Consider the following 21,478-nt stretch of genomic DNA (forward strand, 5'->3'; position numbering starts at 1 on the left):
TCAGTAGTGCGGCGGCGGCGGCTCGCTGGCCGGATCGGCCATCAGCGCACGGCGCAGTTGCTTGAGGTCGTCGAGCACTCGGGTCAGCAGCTCGCGGTTCTTCTGGCCTTCGATGCGCGCATCGGCGAGGGCTTCGGAAAGCTCCTGCATCGCGTGCTCCTGGAAGGCCAGGCGGGTTTCGAGCTCGGTGAGCCGGCGGTCGGCGGTGGTGTCGCGGTCAGGGCTGGGCATTCGGCTTCGGGGCAAGGAGGCTGCGCCCCCGGCCGATGCCGTAGTACGCGAGGCCTGCTTCTTCCACTTCCTTCGGGTCGTAGACGTTCCGGCCATCAAAGACGACGCCGGCCTGCAAAGTGTGCCTCAAAGCGTCGAAGTCCGGGCTCCAGAAGGCCTTCCACTCGGTCACCACCACCAGCGCATCGGCGCCCTGGAGCGCCTCCTCGGGCGTCGGGCAGAGGGCCAAGTCCTCGCGCTCGCCGAAGATCTGACGCGCTTCGTCCATCGCCTCCGGGTCGTGCGCCCGCACGCGCGCGCCGGCGGCCCACAGCTGTTGCAGCAGCGTGCGGCTGGAGGCTTCGCGCATGTCATCGGTGTTCGGCTTGAAGGCGAGGCCCCACACCGCGAAGGTGCGGCCACGCACGTCGCCGCCGAAATGCCGCGCGATCAGCTCGAACAGCTTGCCCTTCTGGCGGTCATTGACGCCCTCCACCGCCTCGAGGATGCGCGCGTCGTAGCCGTGCTGCCGCGCCGTGCGCTCGAGCGCCTGCACATCCTTGGGGAAGCAACTGCCGCCGTAGCCGGCGCCGGGATAGATGAAATGCCAGCCGATGCGGGGGTCGCTGCCGATGCCATGGCGCACCGCCTCGATGTCGGCGCCGACGCGTTCGGCGATGTTCGCCATCTCGTTCATGAAGCTGATCTTGGTCGCCAGCATGGCGTTGGCGGCGTACTTGGTCAGCTCGGCCGAGCGCTCGTCCATGACGATCACGCGCTCGTGGTTGCGGTTGAAGGGCGCGTAGAGCCGCTTCATTTTCTCGATGGCGCCGGCATCGCGGCTGCCGAGGATGATGCGGTCGGGGCGGAGGCAATCGGCGACGGCCGCACCCTCCTTCAGGAACTCCGGGTTGGAAACGACGTGGAACTCGACGTCGGCCCCCCGGGCGGCCAGCTCGGCGGCCACGACCTCGCGGACGCGATCGGCAGTGCCCACCGGCACGGTGCTCTTGTTGACGATGACCGTCGGCTGGGCGATGTGCCGGCCGAGCGTGCGCGCCACCGCGAGCACGTGGCGCAGATCGGCGCTGCCGTCCTCGTCCGGCGGCGTGCCGACCGCAATGAAAACGATTCGCGAGTGCGCGATGGCGACGTCCGCATCGGTGGTGAAATCGAGGCGCCCGGCACGGTGGTTGTTGCGCACGAGGTCATCGAGACCCGGCTCGAAGATCGGGATCCGGCCTTCCCGCAGCCCGGCGATCTTCGCGGCATCGACATCCACGCAGACGACCTGGTGGCCGACCTCGGCGAGGCAGGCGCCGGTGACCAGCCCCACGTACCCCGTTCCAAACACGCTGACGCGCATGCACCGCTCCGAATGGCTGAACGCAGGCGGCACTCTAGCGGCCGAACGTGTCGATTTGCAGCGCGCGCGTGGCCGGTGCCTCCGAGCACCCAGCGCCCACAACCGCGATTGCCTCTCATCGCCAAGATTCTTAAGGCTCTGCGGGCGTACTGTGACCTAGACTCCGCGCCCAAGTTCCCGACCCCTTTCCCGCCATCCCCATGAGTGAAGCGCAAGCCCACCGCCCCCCCTTGAGCGTCGTCGTCCCCGCTTTCAATGAGCAGGGCAATGTCGGCCGGCTGGTCGACGAGGTGGCCGAGGCCCTCCGCGGCCGGACCGCCTTCGAGATGGTTTTCGTGGACGACGCTTCGAAGGATGGGACGTTGGATGAGCTCAAGCAGGCCCAGCAGCGCCATCCGGAACTCCGCGTGCTGTCCCATGCGCAGCAGAGCGGCCAGAGCACGGCGATCCGCAACGGCATCAAGGCCGCGCGCGGCGAGTGGATCGCCACGCTCGACGGCGACGGGCAGAACGACCCGGCCGACATCCGCTTGCTGCTCGCGACGCGCACCATTTCCGACGCCGGGACGAAGTGCTTCGCCGGTTGGCGTACCACGCGGCGCGACAACGCCGGAAAGCGCATCAGCTCGCGGGTCGCGAACGCGGTCCGCGCCCGGCTGCTGCAGGACGCCACGCCCGACACCGGCTGCGGCCTGAAGCTGTTCGAGCGCGAGGCCTTCCTCGACCTGCCCTACTTCGACCACATGCACCGTTACCTGCCCGCACTGTTCCAGCGCGCCGGATGGAAGACGGTGAGCGTGCCGGTCAACCACCGCGAGCGCGGCGCCGGCACGTCGAAGTACACCAACTTCGGCCGCCTGCTCGTGGCCTTCGCCGACCTGCGCGGCGTGATCTGGCTGATCCGCCGCGCCAAGCGCACGGCGGTCAAGGAATTCCCGGCCGTGGAGTCGAAGCGCGCATGAACCAGGAAATCCTCTGGCTCGACTGGACCGGCATCCACGTCACGCCGTGGAAGCTGATCGGCTACGTCGGCGCGCTGATGTTCGGCGGGCGCTGGGTGGTGCAGTTCATCGCCAGCCGCCGCGCCGGCAAGCCCGTCATCCCGCGCCTGTTCTGGTACATGAGCATCCTCGGCAGCCTGATGGTGCTGTCCTACTTCCTGTTCTCCAACAAGCGCGATTCCGTCGGCGTGTTGCAGAACCTGTTCCCCACTTTCACGGCCTGCTACAGCCTGTGGCTCGACATCCGCCACCGCGGCTGGGACAAGGGCGGCGCGCCCGGCAATGAGGATTCCCGTGCTTCGTCCTGAGCGCCGGCTGGTCCTCTGGCTGCTCGCGGCCTTCCTCGTGCTGGGCGCTGGCATCGGCCTGCGCGAGCCGACACCGCCCGACGAACCGCGCTTCGCCATGATGGCGCAGGACATGGTGGACACCGGGAACTGGCTGGTGCCCCACCGCGGCAGCGAGATCTACGCAGAGAAACCGCCGGTGTTCATGTGGTTGCAGGCCAGCGCCTACGCCGTGCTGGGCGACCTCCGCATCGCCTTCCTGCTGCCATCGCTGCTCGCCGGCGTGTTGACGCTCTGGCTCGTATACGACCTCGCCCGCCGCCTCTGGGGGCCACAAGCCGGCATGGCCGCATCGGTAGCGTTGGCGCTGTGCCTGCAGTTCGGATTGCAGGCGAAACGCGCGCAGATCGACATGGTGGTCGTGGCCATGATCATGGGCGCGGTCTGGGCGATGGGGCGGCACCTGTTCCTCGGCCATTCGCCCCGTTGGATGTGGTTCGGCGCGCTCCTCGCCGGCCTCGGCACGGTCACCAAGGGCGTCGGCTTCCTGCCCCTGCTGATGCTGCTGCCGGCCTTCATCCTCGAACGTCGCGGCGCGCTGCCGCTGCCGGGCGCCCCGCGCGATCCATGGCGGGTGCGCTGGTCGCTGGTGCTGCCGGCCTTCCTCGCCGGCACGGCCGTGTGGCTGGCGCCGATCGCGGTGGAGGTGCTGCGCAACCCCAATCCGGAGTTGAAGGCTTACGTCGCCGAACTGCTCTTCAAGCAGACCGGCGAGCGGTACGTGAACGCGTGGCACCACATCAAGCCGTGGTGGTACTACAGCGAAGTGGTCGCTTCCTTGTGGCTGCCGGGCGCATTGCTGCTGCCCTGGCTGGTGCCTGCGTGGTGGCGTCGACTTCGCGAAGGCGATCCGGTGACGATCACCCTGCTCGCGTGGGTGGTCATGGTGCTGTTGTTCTTCTCGGCCAGCCCGGGCAAGCGCGGTGTCTACATCTTCCCGGCCCTGCCGGTGCTTTGCGTGGCCGCCGCTCCCCTGCTGGGCGCGCTGCTGGAGCGCGTCGGCGTTCGCCGCACCCTGTTCGGCTACGGGCTCGTGCTGGCGACGCTGCTGGGTGTTGTTGGACTTGCCGGGCTGGTCGGCCCCGACGCCTGGTCGGAGCGCCTCGCCGGATCCCGCGGCATCGCCGATGAGGACGTGCACACGGTGTTCGTCGGGTTGCTCGTCGCGGGCGTGCTTGGCGTGGCGGCGATGGCGGTGGCCCGCACGAAGCACGCCGTGGCCGGGCTGCTCGGCCTGACCGCGTTCGTCTGGGCCACCTACGGTCTCGTGCTACGTCCCGCGCTCGATCCGAGCAGCTCGGGCCGCAGGGTCATGGCGGCCGTGGCTGAACGTCTTCCTGCGGATGCCGAGCTGGCGCTGGTCGCGTGGACGGAGCAGATGCGCCTGCAGGCGGACCGGCCGGTGACCGATTTCGGCTTCAAGACCTCCGGGAAGGCGCAGTGGCGCTCCGGGGCCGTCTGGCTGGCCGAGGCGCCGGGTACGCGCTGGGTGCTCGCACGCAGCGACACCATTCCCGCTTGCGTGGACGCATCGCGCCTGGTCGACGTGGGGCTGTCGAACCGCCGCGCGTGGTCCCTGGTGCCCGGGGATGCCGTCGCCCAGCGCTGCAACGCCAGCGATCTCGACTGAGCCACGTCGCCCCGGAAAACAGAAAGGCCGCGGCGAACCGCGGCCTTTCCATGACAGCGTGGCGAGCGGCTTACTGGGCCGGCGTCGCGGCGTCCTGCTTCACGATCTCGAGCAGCTCGACTTCGAACTTCAGCGTGGCGTTCGGCGGGATGTCCTGGCCGGCGCCGTTCGGGCCGTAGGCCAGCGCAGCCGGGATCCAGAACACGTACTTCGAGCCCACGGGCATCAGCTGCACGCCTTCCGTCCAGCCCGGGATGACGCCGGCCAGCGGGAACGTCGCCGGCTCGTTGCGGGCGTAGGAGCTGTCGAACTCCTTGCCGTCCAGCAGCGTGCCGCGGTAGTGCACCTTGACGGTGTCGGCGGCGGTCGGCTGCGCGCCGGCGCCAGCGCGGACCACCTGGTACTGCAGGCCGCTCTCGGTCGTGCGGACGCCGGCCTTGGCCTTGTTCGAGGCCAGGAAGGCTTCGCCTTCGGCGAGGTTCTTCGCGCCCTGCTCGGCGATCAGCGCCGCCTGCTTGCGCTGCATGAACTGGCCGAAGGCCATGCCCACTTCCTGCGCCTGAGCGTCGGTCATGAGCTTGCCTTCACCGGAGAGGCCGGCCTGGATGGCCTTGGCGAGCGTGGCCGGATCCACGTAATCCTTCACCTGCTGCAGGCTGTTCGCCATCTGCAGGCCGATCATGTAGCTGATCTTCTCGTTGTCGGTCCGCAGGCCTTCAACGGCCGGGAGCTGCAGCGTGGCCGGGCCTTCCGCCGGGGCCGGGGCGGCGGTCGGGTTCTGGGCGAAGGCCGGCGCGGCGAAGACGCAGAGGCCCAGCAGGGCGGTGGCGGCCAGGGAACGGGTGTTCAGCATGGGGGAACGGACTCCATCAGTCGGAACCGCCACGGACGCGGCGGGCCGCCGATTGTGGCCTCGAAGGCGGGCTTCGGCAATGCGCGGCTCAGGCCGGCGCGAGCCCACCGCCGAAGTGCCAACACAGCCCCATGGCCACCCCTTGGGCGGCGATTACCGCCGCGGAGATCCGCCGGCGCAGCTGGCGGAAGCCCGGCGTGGCGGGCAAGGCGTCGGCGCGGGTGTCGAACCACAGGGCCAGTCCGAAGCCCGCGGCGAGCGCGGCCAAGGCGTAGAGGGTGGGCAGGAACAGGGCCGGGAAGGCCCAAAGGCTGGGCAGCACGGCGAGCACATAGCCCGGAGCCCCGGCGCCCGCGCTCATCACCCGCCCCCAGCGCACGCCACCGAGGAAGCTGAGGATCACCGCCGAGTACACGAGGAAGGCCTTGCTGCCGATCGCCAAGGGACGTGGCTCGTCGAGCACGCCTCCCGCGCCCCAAGCCAACAGGGCCGCGAGGAATGGAAGGAGGCCCGACCACGTCAACCACACCGCGGCGCGCGGCAGCGGCGGCTGGTAAAGGTCCTGTACCGTCATGTACTCCCGACGTGCCTCGCGATCCAATCCGCTCATGGACACCTTCCAAGCCCTCGATGCGGCACGACGCCGCCACTCGCATCCTCCCGCAGCTGGCAGCGACGCGGAAGCCCGCGCCCTCGATGCCTTCGCGGCGTTCTTCTCCAGCTTCGCGCCCGACCGCATCGATCGCCTGCTGCCCGCGACCTATGCCGAGGACATCTGGTTCAACGACACGCTGAAGACGGTCGTCGGCCGCGAGGCCTTGGCGCATTACCTGCGCGAGAGTGCCGAGGCCGTCGAGCATTGCCGTGTCGAGATCATCGACAGCACGCGCAATCCCGAAGGCGAATACCTGCTGCGCTGGCGCATGGTGATCCGCTTCAAGCGCTTCAAGAAAGGCCAGGACACGGAGAGCATCGGCCTGTCCCACCTGCGCTTCGACGCGAACGGCCGCGTCGTCTACCACCAGGACTACTGGAATGCGGCGGAAGGACTCTTCCGCCACATCCCCGTGCTGGGTTGGATGATCGAAGCCGTTCTGAAGCGCGTCTGAGGCCTCAGGGCTTCGGCGCGGCGATCGCCTTTTCGATGGCCTCGACGATCTCCGGAGCATCCGGCTTGGTGCGGCTGCCGAAGCTGGCCACCACCGAGCCGTCGCGGCCGATCAGGTACTTGTGGAAATTCCAACCGGGCTGGTCACCGGTCGCCGCGGCCAGCTCGCGATAGAACGGCGTGGCTTCGGCGCCGCGCACCACGACCTTCTCGAACATCGGGAACTTCACGCCGTAGGTCAACGTGCAGAATTCTTGGATCTCCGTTTCGCTACCGGGCTCCTGGCCCATGAAGTCGTTCGACGGGAAACCGAGCACCGCGAAGCCCTGCGCGGAATACTTCTGGTGCAGGGCCTCGAGGCCTTCGTATTGCGGCGTAAGGCCGCATTTGCTGGCCGTGTTCACCACCAGCAACACCTGCCCGGCATAGGCCTGCGCGAGGTTGACGCGATCTTCCCCGGCCAGACGGCGGAACTCGTGGTTCAGCACCCCGGCTTGCGCGCCACCCGCAAACGCGCCCGCGCCCATCCCGACCACCAGCGCCAGAGCGCCGATCCAAGCCTTCATTGCCTTCTCCTCGGTGGAACCGGCCGCTGCCGGTCTATGCCATCAGTTTGCTCATTCTCCGTGTTCGGGGTGTTGACGGGCCGAAAACTGGTGTTATAGTTCCCTACAACACCACCCACCCACCTCACTGAGGTCCCGCCATGAACACCCGCCTCCGCAACAGCCTGAGCGCCCTGGTCCTCGCCGCCGGCGTGACCTCGCTCGGCTACGCCCTGGGTGAACCGCCCCGTCCGGGCAGCCTGGCCGCCAATGCCAGCCAGCAGGCTGTCGCCGCCATCGCGCAGGTCGACGCCCGGGCCGGCCAGACCACGGCCCGCGCCGGCGCCCGTTCGCCGCACGCGGTGCCCTTCTTCTCTTTCGGCAAGCGCGCCAGCGCGGGAGCCCCGTGATGAGCATCGCCTGGAGCGACAGCACGCCGATCTATCGGCAACTCAAGGAGCGCGTCGTGGCCATGGTGCTCGACGGTGAGCTGAAGGAAGGGGATGCCCTCCCCTCGGTGCGCCAGGTGGCCGCCGACTACCAGCTCAATCCGATCACCGTGTCACGCGCCTATCAGGAACTGGCCGACGAGGCCTTGGTGGAAAAACGAAGGGGACTGGGGATGTACGTCATCGATGGAGCTCGGGAAAAACTGCTCGCCTCCGAGCGCGAGCGCTTCCTGAAGGAAGAATGGCCGCAGGTGCTGGCCCGCATCGAGCGCCTCGGCCTGAAGCCCGAGCAGCTGCTCGCGGCCAAGCCGATCAACGGAGCCCACGCATGAGCGCCATGACTGTCTCCGCCCGCGGCCTGGCCAAGCGCTACGGCAAGTCCATCGCCGTCGACCGCATCGATTTCGACATCGCCCCGGGGCGCATCGTCGGCCTCATCGGCCCGAATGGCTCCGGCAAGACCACCACGCTGAAGGCCATGCTCGGCCTGATCGACTTCGAAGGCGACATGAAGGTGCTGGGCCACGACCCGCGCACCCAGCGCGACGCCCTGATGAAGGACGTGTGCTTCATCGCCGACGTCGCCGTGCTGCCGCGCTGGATCAGCGTCGCGCAGGCCATCGACTTCGTCGCCGGCGTGCACCCGCGCTTCAACCGAGAGAAGTGCCAGGCCTTCCTCGCCCACACCAAGCTCGACCCGAAGATGAAGGTCAAGGCCATGTCCAAGGGCATGATCGTACAGCTTCACCTCGCACTGGTCATGGCCATCGACGCCAAGCTGCTGGTGCTGGACGAGCCGACGCTCGGCCTCGACATCCTCTACCGCAAGCAGTTCTACAAGGACCTGTTGGAGCGCTACTTCGACGAGGAGAAGACGATCATCGTCACCACCCACCAGGTGGAGGAGATCGAACACATCCTCACCGACCTCGTGTTCATCCGCGACGGCAAGCTGGTGCTGCAGGCGACGATGGATGACGTGGGCGAGCGCTTCCACGAAGTGATGGTCGGCAGCGACAAGGCCGAGGCCGCCCGCGCGCTCAAGCCCATCGACGAGCGCAGCGTCTTCGGCAAGACCGTCTTCCTGTTCGACGGCCAGCCGCGCGACCGCCTGGCCGAGCTGGGCGAACTCCGCACCCCGGGCGTCGCCGACCTGTTCGTCGCCACGATGAAAGGAACCTACGCATGAACACCTTCCCAACCCTGTTGAAGCGCGAATTCTGGGAGCACAAGGGCGGCATGCTCTGGGCGCCCGTGGTGGTCGGCGGGCTGATGCTCGGCGCAGGAGCTGCGAGCATGTTCATCGGCCTCGCAGCCAAGACGGGCGGCATCCATGTCAATGGCGAGAACATCGTTATCGACGGCGCCAACATCTCGCAGGCGACCCAGACGCAGATGGCCGAAGGCTTGGCGTTCGCGATTATCCCGTCGATGGCGCCGCTGGCGGCCGTACTCGCCTTCGTGCTGCTGTTCTACGCGCTGGGATCGCTCTTCGACGACCGCCGCGACCGCAGCGTGCTGTTCTGGAAGTCGATGCCGGTCTCGAACACCGCCACCGTCCTCTCAAAACTCGTCTCGATGGCGCTGGTAGCGCCACTGATCACCGCACTTGTGGGTATCGTGGTCGCTACGTTGGTGGCTCTATTGGCCGCACTGTCGTTGTCTGCCTTCGGCGTCAGCGTATTCCAGGAACTGCTGACCACCGGCGAGTTCTACCTGGCGCCGCTCGCGGTGTTGGCGGTGATCCCGGTGTACGCGCTGTGGGTGTTGCCGAGCATCGCCTGGTGCATGGCGGTCTCGGCCTGGGCCAAGCGCGCGCCCTTCCTGTGGGCGGTGGGCACCCCGGTGCTGGCGGGCATCCTGCTCTCCTGGCAGCAGGCGATGTTCGACCGCGACCTCGGCGCCGACTGGTTCTGGGAGAACATCGTCGGCCGCCTGTTCGGCAGCTTCCTGCCCGGCATGTGGTTCGCCTTCTCCGGGAACGCGGAGCGCGTGGACGACTTCCAGCCCACCGAACAGAGCGTGTTCGAGCTGGTGTCGATGAGCTACGCCAGCCTGACCTCGCCCTCGCTGTGGATCGGTGTGGCTGTCGCCGCCGCCCTCATTGCGGTCGCCATCCGCCTGCGCCGCTGGCGCGAAGACGCCTGATGCCCTCCGGTGCCCGGCTTTGGCCGGGCACCCCGCCCCCGAATCGGAGTCCGAAGAATGTCCTTCAAGAGCCCCCGCCCCCTGCTCCGCCCCTTGCTGCTCGCAACGGCCTGCGTCCTGGCCTTCCCCTCCATGGCCGCCGACCGTTGCGAGCACTCCCGTTCCGAAACGCCTGCGCTTGACCTCGCCGGTATCAGCCGCGTGGTGGTCGAGATCGGCGCTGACGAACTCACCGTCACGCCCGGCGCACCATCGCTTGCCATCAAGCATTGCGCCTCGACCGCCGAGCGGGCGGCCGAAAGCCGCATGACCGTCGAACGGCGTGGCGACACCTTGCACATCGCGAGTCGAAACAGCTCGATCACGATCTACGGTCTGTTCGGCACCGACGTGTACACCTGGCGCGAAATCAGCCTCTCGCTGCCCGCCGATATGCCGCTGTCGCTGGCCGTCGGTTCCGGCGACGCCGCGCTGACGGGTCTTTCCCGCATTGATGTCGACGTCGGCTCGGGCGACGTGGCGCTGCGCCAGGTCGGGCGCGTCGAGGGCGACGTCGGCTCCGGCGACCTCGTCGTCGACGGTGCCACTGCAGTCTCCGTGGATGTCGGCTCGGGAGACGCCGTGCTCAAGCGCGTGCAGGGTGATGTGCGCGCCAGCGTCGGTTCCGGTGACGTCGACATGCTCGATGTCGGCCCCATCGCCTCCTTGTCCGCCGGCAGCGGCTCGATCAGCGTCGAGGGCGTACGCGGCGATGCCCGCATCGCCTCCGTCGGCTCTGGCGACATCGCCCTGCGCGGCGTGCGCGGCGCCGTGCGCATCGGCAGCGTCGGCTCCGGCGATGTCGAGGTCGAGAACGTCGATGGCGACGTGGTGGTCGCCGACCGCGACACCCTCGAGAACATCGACACCCGCGGCATCCGCGGTCGCGTCGTCGTCGGCGGCTGACCCTTCAACCCCCATCCCGAGGAATCCCCATGCGCCTCTCGCGACTGTCCCCCATTGCCCTCGCCCTGACCTTCGCGCTCGCCGGAACGGCCTGCGGCGAACAGGCCCGCAGCACCGCCCAGCAGATCGCTGACGAGACCCGAAAGGGTGTCGCCGAAGCCACTGCCGCTGGTGGTGAAGTCGACAAGGCCCTGGCCGAGGCCAGCCGCAAGCTGCAGGAGGAGAACCTCTCGCTGCAGATGGAGGAAGGCGGCCCCAAAGCCGAACTGACGCCGCAGGGGGACCTACTCATCAACGGCACGGCCGTGCCGTTCACCGCCGAACAACGTGACGCCGCCCTGGCCTACCGCAAGGAAGTGCTGGCCGTGGCCGAGGCCGGCATGGCCATCGGGCGTCAGGGCGCCGCGATCGGCGGCGAAGCGGCCGCCCTCGCGATCGAGAGCATCTTCGGTGGCAACGCCGAGGGCGCCGAGGGCGCCGAGGCCCGCATCGAGGCCGAAGCGAAGAAGATCGAAGCCGCTGCGCTCGCGCTCTGCGACCAGGTCGAAGGCCTCGAGGTCGCGCAGGAGCGCCTGACCGCGCTGGTGCCCGAGTTCGCCCCCTACGCCAAGAGCATCAACGTCGATACGGACTGCACGTCGGCTTCGGACGACACCGCCGCCGAGCCCGCCGCACCCGCGGACGGCGAGGCCGAAGCCACCGTCAGTTCCTGACGATGGCGCTCTCTGTCGGGAACTGGCGTCTGAGGCTCGCTGCGCTGGCGGCGGGCCTGGTGGCCTTGCACCTCGGCTGGGAGTGGTCGCAGGGCGGCATCGCCAGCCACCACTTCCTCGCCGACGCCTCGATGCCGTCGATTTCGAACGTTTGGGGCCTGCTCTGGTTGCCCCTGCTGGCGTTCCTTTACGCGCCCTCCATTCGACGGCGCGCCATCGGCACGGGGCTTCGCCCGCGCTGGCGGTTCGGCCTGTTGGCCGGGCTGCTGGGCGGCCTTGCGGCCGGCGGCGCCATCGCCGCCTTCGTGGTCGTTCGCCCCGACATCGAAGGGACGTGGATCCTTGGCAGCTTGCTCGCGCTATCGCTGGCGTTCCCCGTGTGGCGCGGTGAGATCGTCCTCGGTTTCCTCGCCGGTGCCATGGTGGCCATCGGCACGATCCTGCCCTCGATCTTCGCCTTCGCCTTCGCCACGATCTCCGTCGTCGTGCACCGGGGGCTCGTCCCCGGCCTGAAACACCTCTGGAAGCGCGCTTCAGGCCGCTGACGGCGGGCGATGCTCGGCGCACCACCGCTACCACGAGATGCCGGACGCGTTATCGCGCCCGACTAACGGCTGCAGCAGCTCATCGCACCTACTTGGCCAAGAACGCCAACAACGCCGCGTTGAATTCCTTGGCGTGACTCACATTGCAGCCGTGGGGAGCGCCCTCCAACAGCACCAGCTCGCTGCCGGTGATCGCCTTGTGCGTGCGTTCGCCCGAGCCCTGGAACGGCACCGTGGCATCGCCGTCCCCATGCAGCACCAGGGTGGGTACCGTCACCTTGGCCAGATCTGATCGGAAGTCGGTGGTGGCGAAGGCCTTCATGCAGCCCAGCGCCGCCGTCTGGTCCGACTGTTCGCAGATCACGATCGCTTGCTGGCGCTGCGCTTCGGTCACCTTCAACTCGCCTTTGACCGAGAAAAACGTGGTGGTGAATTTGTCGAAGAACGCGGCGCGGCCGGCCTTCAGGCCCGCTTCCTTTTCCTGTGCGGCTTCGGGCGTCAGCGGCCCGTCGGGATTGTCAGTGCTTTTCATCAGGCAGGGCGGCACCGCCGACGCGAACACCACGCTATGCAATCGCCTTTCGCCATGGTTGGCGATGTAGCGAGCCACTTCGCCGCCGCCCATTGAGAAGCCGATCAAGCTGACGTTGTGCAAGTCGAGGTCTTCAAGAATGCCGGCCAAGTCGGCCGCCAGCGTGTCGTAGTCGAAACCGGAGTCCGGCTTTTCCGAACGGCCGAAACCTCGGCGGTCATAGGCGATGACGCGATAGCCGGCGTCGCGAAGCGGGCCGACTTGGTCCGCCCAAGCCTCGCCCGAAAGAGGCCAGCCATGGATCAGTACAACCGGGCGGCCGTTGCCGCCGCTGTCTTCGACATGCAGCGCGGCACGATTTACGTTTGGGGGGCTCATGGGATGACACCTGCGTGGCCATTTGGCCTGGGGGGAATTCGAGACTCACCCTTCGGACATGCCGGTGGAGTGAGGACATGCTCCGGTATGCTCGGGGACCCCCTGCTGCAGCGAGAAAATCACTATGCGTCAGAGCCATCTACTGATCGTCAGCGCCTCGTTGGCACTAATGTTGGCTGCGTGTCAGAAGGAACCGGCGGCAGCGCCCGACGCGCCCGCCAACGAGCCGGCACCCGTCGCGGCACCCACCGCGCCTGCAGCAGCCCCTGTCGCACAGGTGGTCGACGTACCCGCTGTAGTCGCAGATACCGGTTTCAGCGTGGACAAGGTGGCGATCTCGACAGCACCGCTGCCACCGTTTCCGTTCTTCGACATTCCCGATGGCCTGGTCGCGAAGATCAAGGACGACAGCAGCACCGTTGACTTCGGACGCCATTTCTTTCTCGCCGGGAAGAAATTGATTCCGGTCGAAGGTCGGCTATACCACAACAGCATGAGTCTGATCTCGCAGGACAAGAGCCGCGAGTACACGCCTCTGGAATTCCATCGCAATTATGAGAACGCGATTCAGGCCCTCGGCGGCGCGAAGATCAACGAAACGCAGTTCACCCGGCCCATCGTCGACGAAGTCGGCGGCCTGCGCGAAGTCAACAAGTTCTGGCACAGCCCGCCGCCCACGAGCGGCTACGAGCACCACAGCTATCTGATCCGCACCGCCGACAAGGAGTACTGGATCCACGTCGGAACGTCGGCCGCCGGCAAGACCGGACACATCGTCGTTCTCGAGAAGACCGCGATGACCCAATCGCTCGGTTTTCTCGATGCCGCCGCGATGAAGTCCGCACTGGACGCCGATGGCCGCGTCGCGCTCTACATCAATTTCGACACCGACAAGTCGACGCTGAGGTCCGACAGCCAGGCTGTGATCGCCGAAATCAAGACGCTGCTCGATTCAAACGCAGATCTGAAGTTGTCGATCGAGGGCCATACCGACAACACCGGAAGCGCGGATCGCAATCGCCAGCTCTCCAGCGAACGGGCGCGCAGCGTGCTCGACGCGCTGGTCGGTTTGGGCATCGCGCCTTCGCGGCTGAGTGCGAATGGCTTCGGCCCGGACAAGCCGCTGGCCGATAATGCCGATGAAGCGGGTCGCGCGAAGAACCGTCGGGTTGAACTGGTGAAGCTCTGAGCAGTGCCGCTAGGGCACCGACAAAAAACGCCGCTTTCGCGGCGTTTTTTTTTTTTTTGCTGCACACACCCGCTGCGCGGTTCAGCGCACCACGTGCCACTGCGTCTGCCGGCCGGCGAGGTAGATCACCCGCTCGCCGTCGAACAGCGCGCCCTGCTCCAGCTTGATCCGCACCCACTGGCCGCCCCACTCCGGCACGGCCTGCGCGACGTTGCCTTCGATGGCGTACACGGTGTTCGCGTGAAGCGGCCACTCGCCGGTGTCCGCGTTGAGGCCCGGGTTATCCCACATGCCGATGGTCGGCCCCGGCGCATGGCCGAAGAAGCCCAGCGGATGCGTGTAGGTGTTGCTGATGATGTCGGCCTTCGCCGCAGCGTCGCGGGTGCGCTGGAGGATGTCGTTGCCCGTGCGGCCAGCGACGAACTGCGTCGTGAGCAGATCCTGCCAGCGGTTGCCGGTGGCGAGCGCGCGCACGAGGCCCTCGGGTACGCCGGTCTCGCCCGCCTTCGGCACGTAGGCCATTTCCTGCGTGTCGGTGCAGAGCTTCAGGTAGCAGATGCCGACGTCGGTATGCAGCACGTCGCCCGGGCGGATCACACCGCTCTCGCCGCAGAACGGGTTCTCCGCGTCGCAGGCCAGGCCTTTCCGCTGCAGGTTGACGTCCGGCATGAACCAGATCGGCAGACCCATCGACTCGAAGCGTTCGCGGATGTACCAACGCACGTCGTCGGTGGTGGTGACGCCGGGCGTGATCACCCGCGCGCTGAAGGCTTCCGCGATCACGCCACGGGCGATGCCCATGATGTGCGGGTACACCTCGAGCTCACCCGGCGAGCGCGTTTCCAGCCAGCGGATGACCAGATTCTCGGCGGGTACGAGGCGTTCTTCGAAACCGTCCGGCAGCACGTCACGCAGGCGCTTGTCGAGTGCAGCCGTCAAGCCATCCGCAACCGGCCAGTGGCGCGAGACGTTGATGCCGATGCGTTTCGGGTTCTTCTCGCCGATGAGTTTGCCGAGTGCCGCCCACTGTTCGTCGAGGTTGCCACCCGACCACGCCGACTCGTAGGGCGCACCGAGCGGGTAGCGATTCACCGCGAGCCGCTCGACCGTGCCGTCGGGCTTGCGGTGGAACACCAGCATCGTCGTGCGTCGCGCCGCGAAGCTCGGCTGCGGCACCAAGGTGAAGTACACGGGGTCTTCGGCGTACTCGCGATTCAAAACCAGCCACATATCGAGCTCGGCCTCGGCCATCAGCTTCGGCAGCAGGGTCTCGATGCGCTCGGTGAGCATCCGGTTTTCCGGCTCGATGCGTGCCCGCGGCGCCAGCACTGCGAAGTCGTCGGCGGAATCGATCACCCGGCCCTGCGCAGGCGTCGTCGTCGAGGCAGCGGCGGCGGAAAGCGTTGGCACGAGGGCCAGCAGGGTGGCGGCGAACAGAGCGGAGCGCATCGGCGTGGGCATGGGCGGGTCTCGGGTTCCGGGGCTCTGATCCTAGGGGACAACGCGTGGCTGTCCAGAGCACGCCAAGCCATTCCACCAAACGGCCGTCTCAGCCGCCGCCCGCCAAACCCTCGACGATCCCCCCCTTGGTGAGTGCCAACGGATCCAGCGCCCTCGCCAGCACCTCGCGATTCAGTCCGGTTTCTTCCACCGCGACATCGAGGATCGGCCGGCCGCTGGCATAGGCCTTCTTGGCGATCGCCGCAGCCTTCTCGTAGCCGATCAGCGGGTTCAGCGCGGTCACGAGGATGGGGTTGCGGGCCAAGGCCTCCTGCAGCCGATCCTCGCGCACCGTGAATCCAGCTATCGCGCGGTCGGCCAGCAGCCGCGCGGCGTTGGCGCTGAGCTCGATGGCCCAGAGCAGGTTGTGCGCGATCACCGGCAGCATCACATTGAGCTGGAAGTTGCCGCTCTGCCCCGCCACCGAGATCGTGGCATGCATGCCCATGACCTGCGCCGCGACCATGGCGACGGCCTCCGGGATCACCGGATTCACCTTGCCCGGCATGATCGAACTGCCCGGCTGCAGCGCCGGCAATTCGATCTCGCCCAGGCCCGCGAGCGGACCGGAGTTCATCCAGCGAAGGTCGTTGCTGATCTTCATCAGCACCACGGCAAGGCCATTGAGCTGGCCGGAGAGCTCCACCGCGCCGTCCTGCGCGGCGATGCCCTCGAAGGGATTGGCCGCCGGCTTGAACGGCGCTCCGCTGAAGCGGGCGAGATCGGCGCAGGCGCGCTCGGCGAATCGCGGATGCGCATTGATGCCGGTGCCGATGGCCGTGCCGCCCAGCGGCAGGCCATGCAGGCGGCGTTCGGTCTCCTTCAGTCGCTCCTCGGCATGGCCAATCTGGCTCGCCCAGGCGAACAGTTCTTGCCCGAGCGTGAGCGGCATCGCGTCCATCAGGTGGGTGCGGCCGGTCTTCACCGTGCCGAGGTGCTCATGCGCGCGGCGTCCAATCGCCTCGCGCAGATGCTCGAGCGCCGGCAGCAGGCGCTCGCGCACCGCCAGCACGGCACCAACCTGGATTGCGGTGGGCACGACGTCGTTCGAGCTCTGCCCGAGGTTGACGTGATCGTTGGGGTGCACGGCCATGCCGCCGAGCGAGTGCGCCACATGCGCGATGACCTCGTTCGCGTTCATGTTGCTCGATGTACCCGAGCCGGTCTGGAACACGTCCACCGGGAACTCGGCGTCGAATTCGCCGGCGGCCACTTTCAGCGCCGCGTCGCGGATGGCCTCGCCGCGTTTGGCATCGAGCAGCCCAAGGCCCGCGTTCGCCTCGGCGGCAGCGGCCTTGATCAGCCCGAGGGCACGGAGGAAGCCCCGCGGCATTCGCCAGCCGGAGATCGGGAAGTTCTCGACCGCGCGTTGCGTCTGCGCCCCCCAGAGGGCCTCGGCCGGCACGGCGAGCTCGCCCATGCTGTCGCGTTCGGTGCGGGTGGTGCCGGCCATGGGGCTCTCCTCGGGTGGGGCGGGCCCAGCTTAGCCCGGTAGAATGGCGGGCTTCCGCGGTTCGACCGCCCCGTTTCCCGGCCCCGCCATGTCCCACGCCCTCACTGCCCTCTCCCCCCTCGACGGCCGCTACGCCGGCAAGGTCGACGCCCTGCGCCCGATCTTCTCCGAGTACGGCCTGATCCGCGCCCGCGTGTGCGTCGAGATCGCGTGGCTGCTGGCCCTCTCGGCCGAGCCGGGCATCCCCGAGCTGCCGCCGTTCTCGGAGAACGCGGCCTCGCTGCTTCAGCGCCTCGCCGACGGCTTCTCGGTGGAGGACGCCGCGCGAGTGAAGGCGATCGAGCGCACCACCAACCATGACGTGAAGGCGGTCGAGTACTTCCTGAAGGAAAAGCTCTCGGAAAGCGACGAGCTCAAGGCCGCGCTGGAGTTCGTGCATTTCGCCTGCACCTCCGAGGACATCAACAACCTCAGCTACGCGCTGATGCTGAAGCAGGCCCGCGACGAGGTGCTGCTGCCGCAGCTCGACGCGCTGATCGAGACGCTGAAGAAGCTGTCCTACGAGTACGCCGACGAGCCGATGCTCTCTCGCACCCACGGCCAGACCGCCAGCCCGACCACCTTGGGCAAGGAGCTGGCCAATGTCGTCGCCCGCCTGAAGCGCCAGCGCCAGCAGCTGGCGCAGGTCGAGATCCTCGGCAAGATCAATGGCGCCGTGGGCAACTACAACGCCCACCTCTCGGCCTATCCGAACGTCGACTGGCCGCGCCTCGCGCAGGGCTTCGTCGAATCGCTGGGCCTGAACTTCAACGCCTACACCACGCAGATCGAGCCGCACGACTTCATCGCCGAGCTGGGCGACGTGCAGCGCCGCATCAACACCATCCTGATCGACTTCGCCCGCGACGTCTGGGGCTACATCTCGCTGGGCTACTTCAAGCAGGCGCTGAAGGACGGCGAGGTCGGCAGCTCGACCATGCCGCACAAGGTCAACCCGATCGACTTCGAGAACGCAGAAGGCAACTTCGGCATCGCCAATGCGCTGTTCGAGCACTTCGGCGCCAAGCTGCCGATCAGCCGCTGGCAGCGCGATCTCACCGACTCGACCGTGCTGCGCGCACTGGGCACGGCGTGGGGCCACACGCTGGTCTCGTACGACGCGCTGAACCGCGGCATCGGCAAGCTGAAGGTGAACCCGGCGCGCCTCGCCGAGGATCTCGACAACAGCTGGGAAGTGCTGGCAGAAGCCGTGCAGACGGTGATGCGCCGCTACGGCCTTCCCAACCCCTACGAGCAGCTCAAGGCGCTCACGCGTGGCCAGGCCATCACCCAGGCCTCGATCCGCGAGTTCATCGCCGGCCTCGACCTGCCCGAGGAGCCGAAGCGTGCCTTGCTCGAACTGACGCCCGGCACCTACACCGGCCGCGCCGAATCGCTGGCGAAGTCCGTCTGATCCTCGACCGGCTCGCCATGCGCCTTGCCCTCGCCAGCTTGCCCCTGCTGCTTCTGGCCGTGGGAACGGCGAGGGCCGACGGCCTCGAGCCCACGCCCACCTGCCCTGACGACGCCGGCTGGAGCGACCCGACGCCGCCGCGCAAGGTCTTCGGCAACACGTGGTACGTGGGCACCTGCGGCATCAGCGCCATCCTCATCACTGGCGACAACGGCCATGTGCTGATCGACGGAGCCACGCCTGAAGCCGGGCCGATGATCGTCGAGAGAATCCGCACGCTCGGCTTCGACCCGAAGGACGTGCGCGTGCTGCTCAACACCCACGAGCACATCGACCACGCCGGCGGCCTCGCCGCGATCCAGCAGGCCACCGGCGCCCCGCTGCGGGCCCGCCGCCCTGGCCTGATCGCGCTGCGCAAGGGCGACATGGACATGCGCGACCCGCAGGTGCCGTTCCGCATGCCGGGCTTTCCGCCCGTCCCTGTGATCGAGACGCTGGCCGACAACGCCGAGGTCCGCGTTGGCGATCTCGTGATCCAGACGCATGCCACGCCGGGCCACTCGCTCGGCGGCACCAGCTTCACCTGGACGAGCTGCGAGGGCGAAACCTGTCACGCCTTGGCGTTCGCCGATTCGCTGAGCGCGGTGGCCCCGGATACCTACCGCTTCAGCGATCCGGCGAATTCGCCTGCGTTCGTGCCCCTGCTGCGCCAAGCCTTCGCCACCGTCGCCGCCCTGCCCTGCGACATCCTCGTTTCCCCGCATCCCGTGGCCAGCCGGCTCTGGTACCGCCTCGGTGAGGCGCCGAGCGAGCCTCTGGTCGATCCGACCGCCTGCCGCCGCTACGCAGAGGCCGGCGCCCGCCGCCTCGACGCCCGCCTCGCCACCGAACGTCCGGCCACGCCATGAACCGCAAGACCAGCGCTCCTTCGAAAACCCTGCCGATCGAAATCGACGCCACCGGCAAAGGCCCGCTGGGCATGCCGGCCGACGTGTTCCTGCGCGATTACTGGCAGAAGCGGCCCCTGCTGATCCGCAAAGCGTTTCCCGGCTTCGAAAGCCCGATCAGCCCGGACGACCTTGGCGCGCTGTCTCTCGAGGCCACGGCGCTCTCGCGTCTGATCCTCTGGGATCGAAAAAAGGACCAGTGGGCCGTCGAGACCGGCCCGCTGCCCGAGGACCGCTTTGATCGCGTGCCCGACCGCGACTGGACCCTGCTGGTGCAGGACGTCGACAAGTGGGACGCCGACGTCCGCGAGCTGGTCGAGGCCTTTCCCTTCCTGCCGCGCTGGCGCATCGACGACGTGATGATCAGCTTCGCCGTCGAAGGCGGCTCGGTCGGTGCACACATCGACCAGTACGACGTCTTCCTGCTGCAGGGCATGGGCCATCGCCACTGGCAGATCGATGCGAACCCCGACCAGGCCGTGGCTTTCCGTAACGATGCGCCGATCAGGCTGCTGAAGTCGTTCACGCCCAGCCACGAATGGACGCTCGGCCCCGGTGACATGCTCTACCTGCCGCCCGGCCTCGGCCACCACGGCGTCGCGCTCGACCCCTGCCTGACCTTCTCGCTGGGCATGCGTGCACCGGCCAAGGCCGAGCTGATCGAAGACTTCGCGCTGGAATTGGCTTCGCGCGCCGGCGAGCGCGAGCGCTACGCCGACCCGGACCTCGCGGTGCCGACGGATGCCTTCGAGATCGACGCTGCAGCCCTTGACCGGGTCAAGCAGACCCTCGGCGGCATGGCCGGCGACGGCGCCGAGGACGAGGCCGTGCTGCGCCGCTGGTTCGGCCGCTTCATCACCCGCTACCGCGCCTCCGGCAACCTGCAGCCGCCCAAGAAGGCCCCGACGCGCGCCGAGTTCGACGCGGCGATTGCCGGCGGCGGCGTGGTGCAGCGCCATCCGTTCTCGCGCGTCGCCTGGCTGCGCGAAGGCAAGAGCAAGGCAATGTGGTTCGTCACCGGCAGCGACATCGAAGGCCTGCGGGCGAAGGATGCCGCCCTTCTCTGCAGCGAGGACACGCTCAACGCCGCGGCGTGGGACCTGCTCGACGAGCACGCCCGCGAAGCCGTCGTCGCGCTGGCCGCCCTCGGGCACTATCGCGCCATCGCCCCGAAGAAGCCCCGCTCGCCCAGGAAGCCCCGATGATCAGTGCCGGATTCCGCGTCGAACCCGCCGACTACACCGTCGATTTCGCCGATCTTCGTGCCGTGCGCGAGCCGGTGTTCGTCATCGAGCAGCAGGTGCCGATCGAAGAGGAATGGGATGAGCTCGATCCGCAGTGCCGCCATGTGATCGCCCGTGATGCGGCGAACCGGCCCATCGGCACGGGACGCCTCACGCCGGAGCGCAAGATCGGCCGAATGGCCGTGCTGGCCGAATGGCGGGGCAAGGGCGTCGGCGACGCGCTGATGGAAGCCTTGATGGACGAGGCCCGCGCCTTGGGCTGGCCGGAGGTCAGCCTGAATTCGCAGACGCATGCCATGCCTTTCTATGCGCGCCACGGCTTCGAGGCCTTCGGCGAAGAGTTCATGGAAGCCGGCATTCCGCACCGGAAGATGCGCAAAGCGCTGGGCGCGCCCGACCCCGGCCGTCGCCCGCGCCCGACGCCGCTGGGCGACGCCGCGCTGCGCGAATTCACCAGTGAATCGGAAGTGCGCGATCTCAGCATCGAGCTGCTCGGCCGCGCACGCCGCGAGATCCGCGTGTTCACCCGCGACCTCGAGCCGGCGCTGTACGGCCACCCAAGCTTGGTCGACGCCCTGCGGACCTTCGCCACCTCGGGACGTGGGCCGAGCGTGCGCATCATCGTCGTGGAGCCCGAGCGACTTCGTGGCGAGAGCCATCCGCTGCGGCCGCTGGCGCAGCGGCTCAGCTCGGTGTTCGCCCTGCGCACGCCGGTCGATCCGGAGGACCGCCAGGCCGCCGAGGGCTACCTCGTCGTCGACGAAACCGCATACGCCTTCCGCCCGTTGGCGACGCGTTTCGAAGGAAGCGGCTGCCTCGACGGGCCAGCGCGGGCGCGACAGCTGGCGCAAGAGTTCGACCGCCGCTGGGAACGCGCGAGGGAACTCACCGAACTGCGCGCGCTCGGCTTCTGAGGCCTGCG

The 21,478-nt window shown here is 68.0% G+C and carries 24 protein-coding genes; 16 read left to right on the forward strand and 8 right to left on the reverse strand.

Annotation, left to right across the window (positions count from 1 at the left end; genetic code table 11):
- Nucleotides 1-231: a SlyX family protein gene (locus ACIQ6S_RS01200; protein ID WP_297866552.1), complete on the reverse strand. Its 231-nt coding sequence runs from the start codon at nt 229-231 to the stop codon at nt 1-3.
- Complete coding sequence (locus ACIQ6S_RS01205; protein WP_397606752.1) at nt 218-1,576, reverse strand: UDP-glucose dehydrogenase family protein; 1,359 nt, start codon at nt 1,574-1,576, stop codon at nt 218-220. Before ACIQ6S_RS01205 ends, ACIQ6S_RS01200 begins: the two co-directional genes overlap by 14 nt.
- Before the next feature lie 200 nt (nt 1,577-1,776).
- On the opposite strand from ACIQ6S_RS01205, the gene ACIQ6S_RS01210 reads away from it, so the two are divergent.
- From ACIQ6S_RS01210 to ACIQ6S_RS01220, 3 genes are read left to right on the forward strand one after another with little or no spacing between them, the layout of a single operon-like run.
- Nucleotides 1,777-2,538 (forward strand): glycosyltransferase family 2 protein, encoded by a 762-nt coding sequence (locus ACIQ6S_RS01210; protein WP_397606753.1) that lies wholly within the window; start codon nt 1,777-1,779, stop codon nt 2,536-2,538.
- The gene (locus ACIQ6S_RS01215; RefSeq protein WP_397606754.1) at nt 2,535-2,885 is read left to right on the forward strand and encodes a lipid-A-disaccharide synthase N-terminal domain-containing protein; all 351 of its coding nucleotides are present in this window, start codon (nt 2,535-2,537) and stop codon (nt 2,883-2,885) included. The genes ACIQ6S_RS01210 and ACIQ6S_RS01215 overlap by 4 nt, the downstream gene beginning before the upstream one ends.
- Nucleotides 2,860-4,554 carry an ArnT family glycosyltransferase gene (locus ACIQ6S_RS01220; RefSeq protein ID WP_397606755.1) on the forward strand — a complete coding sequence of 565 codons (1,695 nt, stop codon included), beginning with the start codon at nt 2,860-2,862 and terminating at the stop codon, nt 4,552-4,554. Before ACIQ6S_RS01215 ends, ACIQ6S_RS01220 begins: the two co-directional genes overlap by 26 nt.
- Before the next feature lie 70 nt (nt 4,555-4,624).
- Here ACIQ6S_RS01220 and ACIQ6S_RS01225 read toward each other — a convergent pair whose 3' ends face one another.
- Nucleotides 4,625-5,407 (reverse strand): FKBP-type peptidyl-prolyl cis-trans isomerase, encoded by a 783-nt coding sequence (locus tag ACIQ6S_RS01225; RefSeq protein WP_297866557.1) that lies wholly within the window; start codon nt 5,405-5,407, stop codon nt 4,625-4,627.
- Between the two features lie 88 nt (nt 5,408-5,495).
- Nucleotides 5,496-6,017 (reverse strand): DUF3429 domain-containing protein, encoded by a 522-nt coding sequence (locus tag ACIQ6S_RS01230; protein WP_397606756.1) that lies wholly within the window; start codon nt 6,015-6,017, stop codon nt 5,496-5,498.
- On the opposite strand from ACIQ6S_RS01230, the gene ACIQ6S_RS01235 reads away from it, so the two are divergent.
- Entirely contained in the window at nt 6,016-6,516 is a 501-nt protein-coding gene (locus ACIQ6S_RS01235; protein ID WP_397606757.1) for a nuclear transport factor 2 family protein, read from the forward strand. The genes ACIQ6S_RS01230 and ACIQ6S_RS01235 overlap by 2 nt on opposite strands.
- Nucleotides 6,517-6,520: 4 nt before the next feature.
- Here ACIQ6S_RS01235 and ACIQ6S_RS01240 read toward each other — a convergent pair whose 3' ends face one another.
- Complete coding sequence (locus ACIQ6S_RS01240) at nt 6,521-7,081, reverse strand: glutathione peroxidase (RefSeq protein ID WP_397606758.1); 561 nt, start codon at nt 7,079-7,081, stop codon at nt 6,521-6,523.
- A 140-nt stretch (nt 7,082-7,221) separates the two neighbouring features.
- Here ACIQ6S_RS01240 and ACIQ6S_RS01245 point away from each other — a divergent pair, with 140 nt between their 5' ends.
- Genes ACIQ6S_RS01245 through ACIQ6S_RS01275 form a run of 7 tightly spaced genes read left to right on the forward strand, consistent with a single transcriptional unit; the run spans nt 7,222 to nt 11,860 of the window.
- A complete protein-coding gene (locus ACIQ6S_RS01245) occupies nt 7,222-7,470 on the forward strand; it encodes a hypothetical protein (RefSeq protein ID WP_297866560.1) in 249 nt (82 codons plus the stop codon).
- Complete coding sequence (locus ACIQ6S_RS01250; protein WP_397606759.1) at nt 7,470-7,841, forward strand: GntR family transcriptional regulator; 372 nt, start codon at nt 7,470-7,472, stop codon at nt 7,839-7,841. The genes ACIQ6S_RS01245 and ACIQ6S_RS01250 overlap by 1 nt, the downstream gene beginning before the upstream one ends.
- Entirely contained in the window at nt 7,838-8,698 is an 861-nt protein-coding gene (locus tag ACIQ6S_RS01255) for an ABC transporter ATP-binding protein (protein ID WP_297875112.1), read from the forward strand. The genes ACIQ6S_RS01250 and ACIQ6S_RS01255 overlap by 4 nt, the downstream gene beginning before the upstream one ends.
- Complete coding sequence (locus ACIQ6S_RS01260; protein WP_397606760.1) at nt 8,695-9,657, forward strand: hypothetical protein; 963 nt, start codon at nt 8,695-8,697, stop codon at nt 9,655-9,657. Before ACIQ6S_RS01255 ends, ACIQ6S_RS01260 begins: the two co-directional genes overlap by 4 nt.
- Before the next feature lie 57 nt (nt 9,658-9,714).
- The gene (locus ACIQ6S_RS01265; protein ID WP_397606761.1) at nt 9,715-10,602 is read left to right on the forward strand and encodes a DUF4097 family beta strand repeat-containing protein; all 888 of its coding nucleotides are present in this window, start codon (nt 9,715-9,717) and stop codon (nt 10,600-10,602) included.
- A 29-nt stretch (nt 10,603-10,631) separates the two neighbouring features.
- The gene (locus tag ACIQ6S_RS01270) at nt 10,632-11,315 is read left to right on the forward strand and encodes a hypothetical protein (RefSeq protein ID WP_397606762.1); all 684 of its coding nucleotides are present in this window, start codon (nt 10,632-10,634) and stop codon (nt 11,313-11,315) included.
- A gap of 2 nt (nt 11,316-11,317) precedes the next feature.
- Nucleotides 11,318-11,860 carry a hypothetical protein gene (locus tag ACIQ6S_RS01275; RefSeq protein ID WP_397606763.1) on the forward strand — a complete coding sequence of 181 codons (543 nt, stop codon included), beginning with the start codon at nt 11,318-11,320 and terminating at the stop codon, nt 11,858-11,860.
- Between the two features lie 88 nt (nt 11,861-11,948).
- Here the strand turns inward: ACIQ6S_RS01275 and ACIQ6S_RS01280 are convergent, their stop codons facing one another.
- Entirely contained in the window at nt 11,949-12,770 is an 822-nt protein-coding gene (locus ACIQ6S_RS01280) for an alpha/beta fold hydrolase (protein WP_397606764.1), read from the reverse strand.
- Nucleotides 12,771-12,894: 124 nt separating this feature from the next.
- Here ACIQ6S_RS01280 and ACIQ6S_RS01285 point away from each other — a divergent pair, with 124 nt between their 5' ends.
- Entirely contained in the window at nt 12,895-13,959 is a 1,065-nt protein-coding gene (locus tag ACIQ6S_RS01285) for an OmpA family protein (RefSeq protein ID WP_397606765.1), read from the forward strand.
- Nucleotides 13,960-14,040: 81 nt separating this feature from the next.
- On the opposite strand, the gene ACIQ6S_RS01290 is transcribed toward ACIQ6S_RS01285, so the two are convergent.
- A complete protein-coding gene (locus tag ACIQ6S_RS01290) occupies nt 14,041-15,420 on the reverse strand; it encodes a M24 family metallopeptidase (RefSeq protein ID WP_397606766.1) in 1,380 nt (459 codons plus the stop codon).
- Between the two features lie 88 nt (nt 15,421-15,508).
- Nucleotides 15,509-16,912 carry a class II fumarate hydratase gene (locus tag ACIQ6S_RS01295; RefSeq protein ID WP_397606767.1) on the reverse strand — a complete coding sequence of 468 codons (1,404 nt, stop codon included), beginning with the start codon at nt 16,910-16,912 and terminating at the stop codon, nt 15,509-15,511.
- An 88-nt stretch (nt 16,913-17,000) separates the two neighbouring features.
- Between ACIQ6S_RS01295 and purB the strand changes: the two genes are divergently transcribed.
- From purB to ACIQ6S_RS01315, 4 genes are read left to right on the forward strand one after another with little or no spacing between them, the layout of a single operon-like run.
- Nucleotides 17,001-18,365 (forward strand): adenylosuccinate lyase, encoded by a 1,365-nt coding sequence (gene purB, locus ACIQ6S_RS01300; protein ID WP_397606768.1) that lies wholly within the window; start codon nt 17,001-17,003, stop codon nt 18,363-18,365.
- A gap of 17 nt (nt 18,366-18,382) precedes the next feature.
- Nucleotides 18,383-19,273: a subclass B3 metallo-beta-lactamase gene (gene bla, locus ACIQ6S_RS01305; RefSeq protein WP_397606769.1), complete on the forward strand. Its 891-nt coding sequence runs from the start codon at nt 18,383-18,385 to the stop codon at nt 19,271-19,273.
- Nucleotides 19,270-20,517: a JmjC domain-containing protein gene (locus ACIQ6S_RS01310; RefSeq protein ID WP_397606770.1), complete on the forward strand. Its 1,248-nt coding sequence runs from the start codon at nt 19,270-19,272 to the stop codon at nt 20,515-20,517. The genes bla and ACIQ6S_RS01310 overlap by 4 nt, the downstream gene beginning before the upstream one ends.
- Complete coding sequence (locus ACIQ6S_RS01315; protein ID WP_397606771.1) at nt 20,514-21,470, forward strand: GNAT family N-acetyltransferase; 957 nt, start codon at nt 20,514-20,516, stop codon at nt 21,468-21,470. The genes ACIQ6S_RS01310 and ACIQ6S_RS01315 overlap by 4 nt, the downstream gene beginning before the upstream one ends.
- Nucleotides 21,471-21,478 lie beyond the last annotated feature (8 nt).

Source organism: Silanimonas sp. (assembly GCF_044377035.1).
GTDB lineage: Bacteria > Pseudomonadota > Gammaproteobacteria > Xanthomonadales > Xanthomonadaceae > Silanimonas.

Excerpts from the sequence above, each read along its gene's own strand:
- ACIQ6S_RS01240 (WP_397606758.1), bottom strand. The coding sequence starts at position 7,081 with ATGAAGGCTTGGATCGGCGCTCTGGCGCTGGTGGTCGGGATGGGCGCG.
- ACIQ6S_RS01265 (WP_397606761.1), top strand. The coding sequence starts at position 9,715 with ATGTCCTTCAAGAGCCCCCGCCCCCTGCTCCGCCCCTTGCTGCTCGCA.
- ACIQ6S_RS01260 (WP_397606760.1), top strand. The coding sequence starts at position 8,695 with ATGAACACCTTCCCAACCCTGTTGAAGCGCGAATTCTGGGAGCACAAG.
- ACIQ6S_RS01230 (WP_397606756.1), bottom strand. The coding sequence starts at position 6,017 with ATGAGCGGATTGGATCGCGAGGCACGTCGGGAGTACATGACGGTACAG.
- purB (WP_397606768.1), top strand. The coding sequence starts at position 17,001 with ATGTCCCACGCCCTCACTGCCCTCTCCCCCCTCGACGGCCGCTACGCC.
- ACIQ6S_RS01235 (WP_397606757.1), top strand. The coding sequence starts at position 6,016 with ATGGACACCTTCCAAGCCCTCGATGCGGCACGACGCCGCCACTCGCAT.
- ACIQ6S_RS01210 (WP_397606753.1), top strand. The coding sequence starts at position 1,777 with ATGAGTGAAGCGCAAGCCCACCGCCCCCCCTTGAGCGTCGTCGTCCCC.
- ACIQ6S_RS01285 (WP_397606765.1), top strand. The coding sequence starts at position 12,895 with ATGCGTCAGAGCCATCTACTGATCGTCAGCGCCTCGTTGGCACTAATG.
- ACIQ6S_RS01250 (WP_397606759.1), top strand. The coding sequence starts at position 7,470 with ATGAGCATCGCCTGGAGCGACAGCACGCCGATCTATCGGCAACTCAAG.
- ACIQ6S_RS01225 (WP_297866557.1), bottom strand. The coding sequence starts at position 5,407 with ATGCTGAACACCCGTTCCCTGGCCGCCACCGCCCTGCTGGGCCTCTGC.
- ACIQ6S_RS01280 (WP_397606764.1), bottom strand. The coding sequence starts at position 12,770 with ATGAGCCCCCCAAACGTAAATCGTGCCGCGCTGCATGTCGAAGACAGC.
- ACIQ6S_RS01315 (WP_397606771.1), top strand. The coding sequence starts at position 20,514 with ATGATCAGTGCCGGATTCCGCGTCGAACCCGCCGACTACACCGTCGAT.
- ACIQ6S_RS01200 (WP_297866552.1), bottom strand. The coding sequence starts at position 231 with ATGCCCAGCCCTGACCGCGACACCACCGCCGACCGCCGGCTCACCGAG.
- ACIQ6S_RS01275 (WP_397606763.1), top strand. The coding sequence starts at position 11,318 with ATGGCGCTCTCTGTCGGGAACTGGCGTCTGAGGCTCGCTGCGCTGGCG.
- ACIQ6S_RS01220 (WP_397606755.1), top strand. The coding sequence starts at position 2,860 with ATGAGGATTCCCGTGCTTCGTCCTGAGCGCCGGCTGGTCCTCTGGCTG.
- ACIQ6S_RS01295 (WP_397606767.1), bottom strand. The coding sequence starts at position 16,912 with ATGGCCGGCACCACCCGCACCGAACGCGACAGCATGGGCGAGCTCGCC.
- ACIQ6S_RS01270 (WP_397606762.1), top strand. The coding sequence starts at position 10,632 with ATGCGCCTCTCGCGACTGTCCCCCATTGCCCTCGCCCTGACCTTCGCG.
- ACIQ6S_RS01255 (WP_297875112.1), top strand. The coding sequence starts at position 7,838 with ATGAGCGCCATGACTGTCTCCGCCCGCGGCCTGGCCAAGCGCTACGGC.
- ACIQ6S_RS01215 (WP_397606754.1), top strand. The coding sequence starts at position 2,535 with ATGAACCAGGAAATCCTCTGGCTCGACTGGACCGGCATCCACGTCACG.
- bla (WP_397606769.1), top strand. The coding sequence starts at position 18,383 with ATGCGCCTTGCCCTCGCCAGCTTGCCCCTGCTGCTTCTGGCCGTGGGA.
- ACIQ6S_RS01310 (WP_397606770.1), top strand. The coding sequence starts at position 19,270 with ATGAACCGCAAGACCAGCGCTCCTTCGAAAACCCTGCCGATCGAAATC.
- ACIQ6S_RS01205 (WP_397606752.1), bottom strand. The coding sequence starts at position 1,576 with ATGCGCGTCAGCGTGTTTGGAACGGGGTACGTGGGGCTGGTCACCGGC.
- ACIQ6S_RS01245 (WP_297866560.1), top strand. The coding sequence starts at position 7,222 with ATGAACACCCGCCTCCGCAACAGCCTGAGCGCCCTGGTCCTCGCCGCC.
- ACIQ6S_RS01290 (WP_397606766.1), bottom strand. The coding sequence starts at position 15,420 with ATGCCCACGCCGATGCGCTCCGCTCTGTTCGCCGCCACCCTGCTGGCC.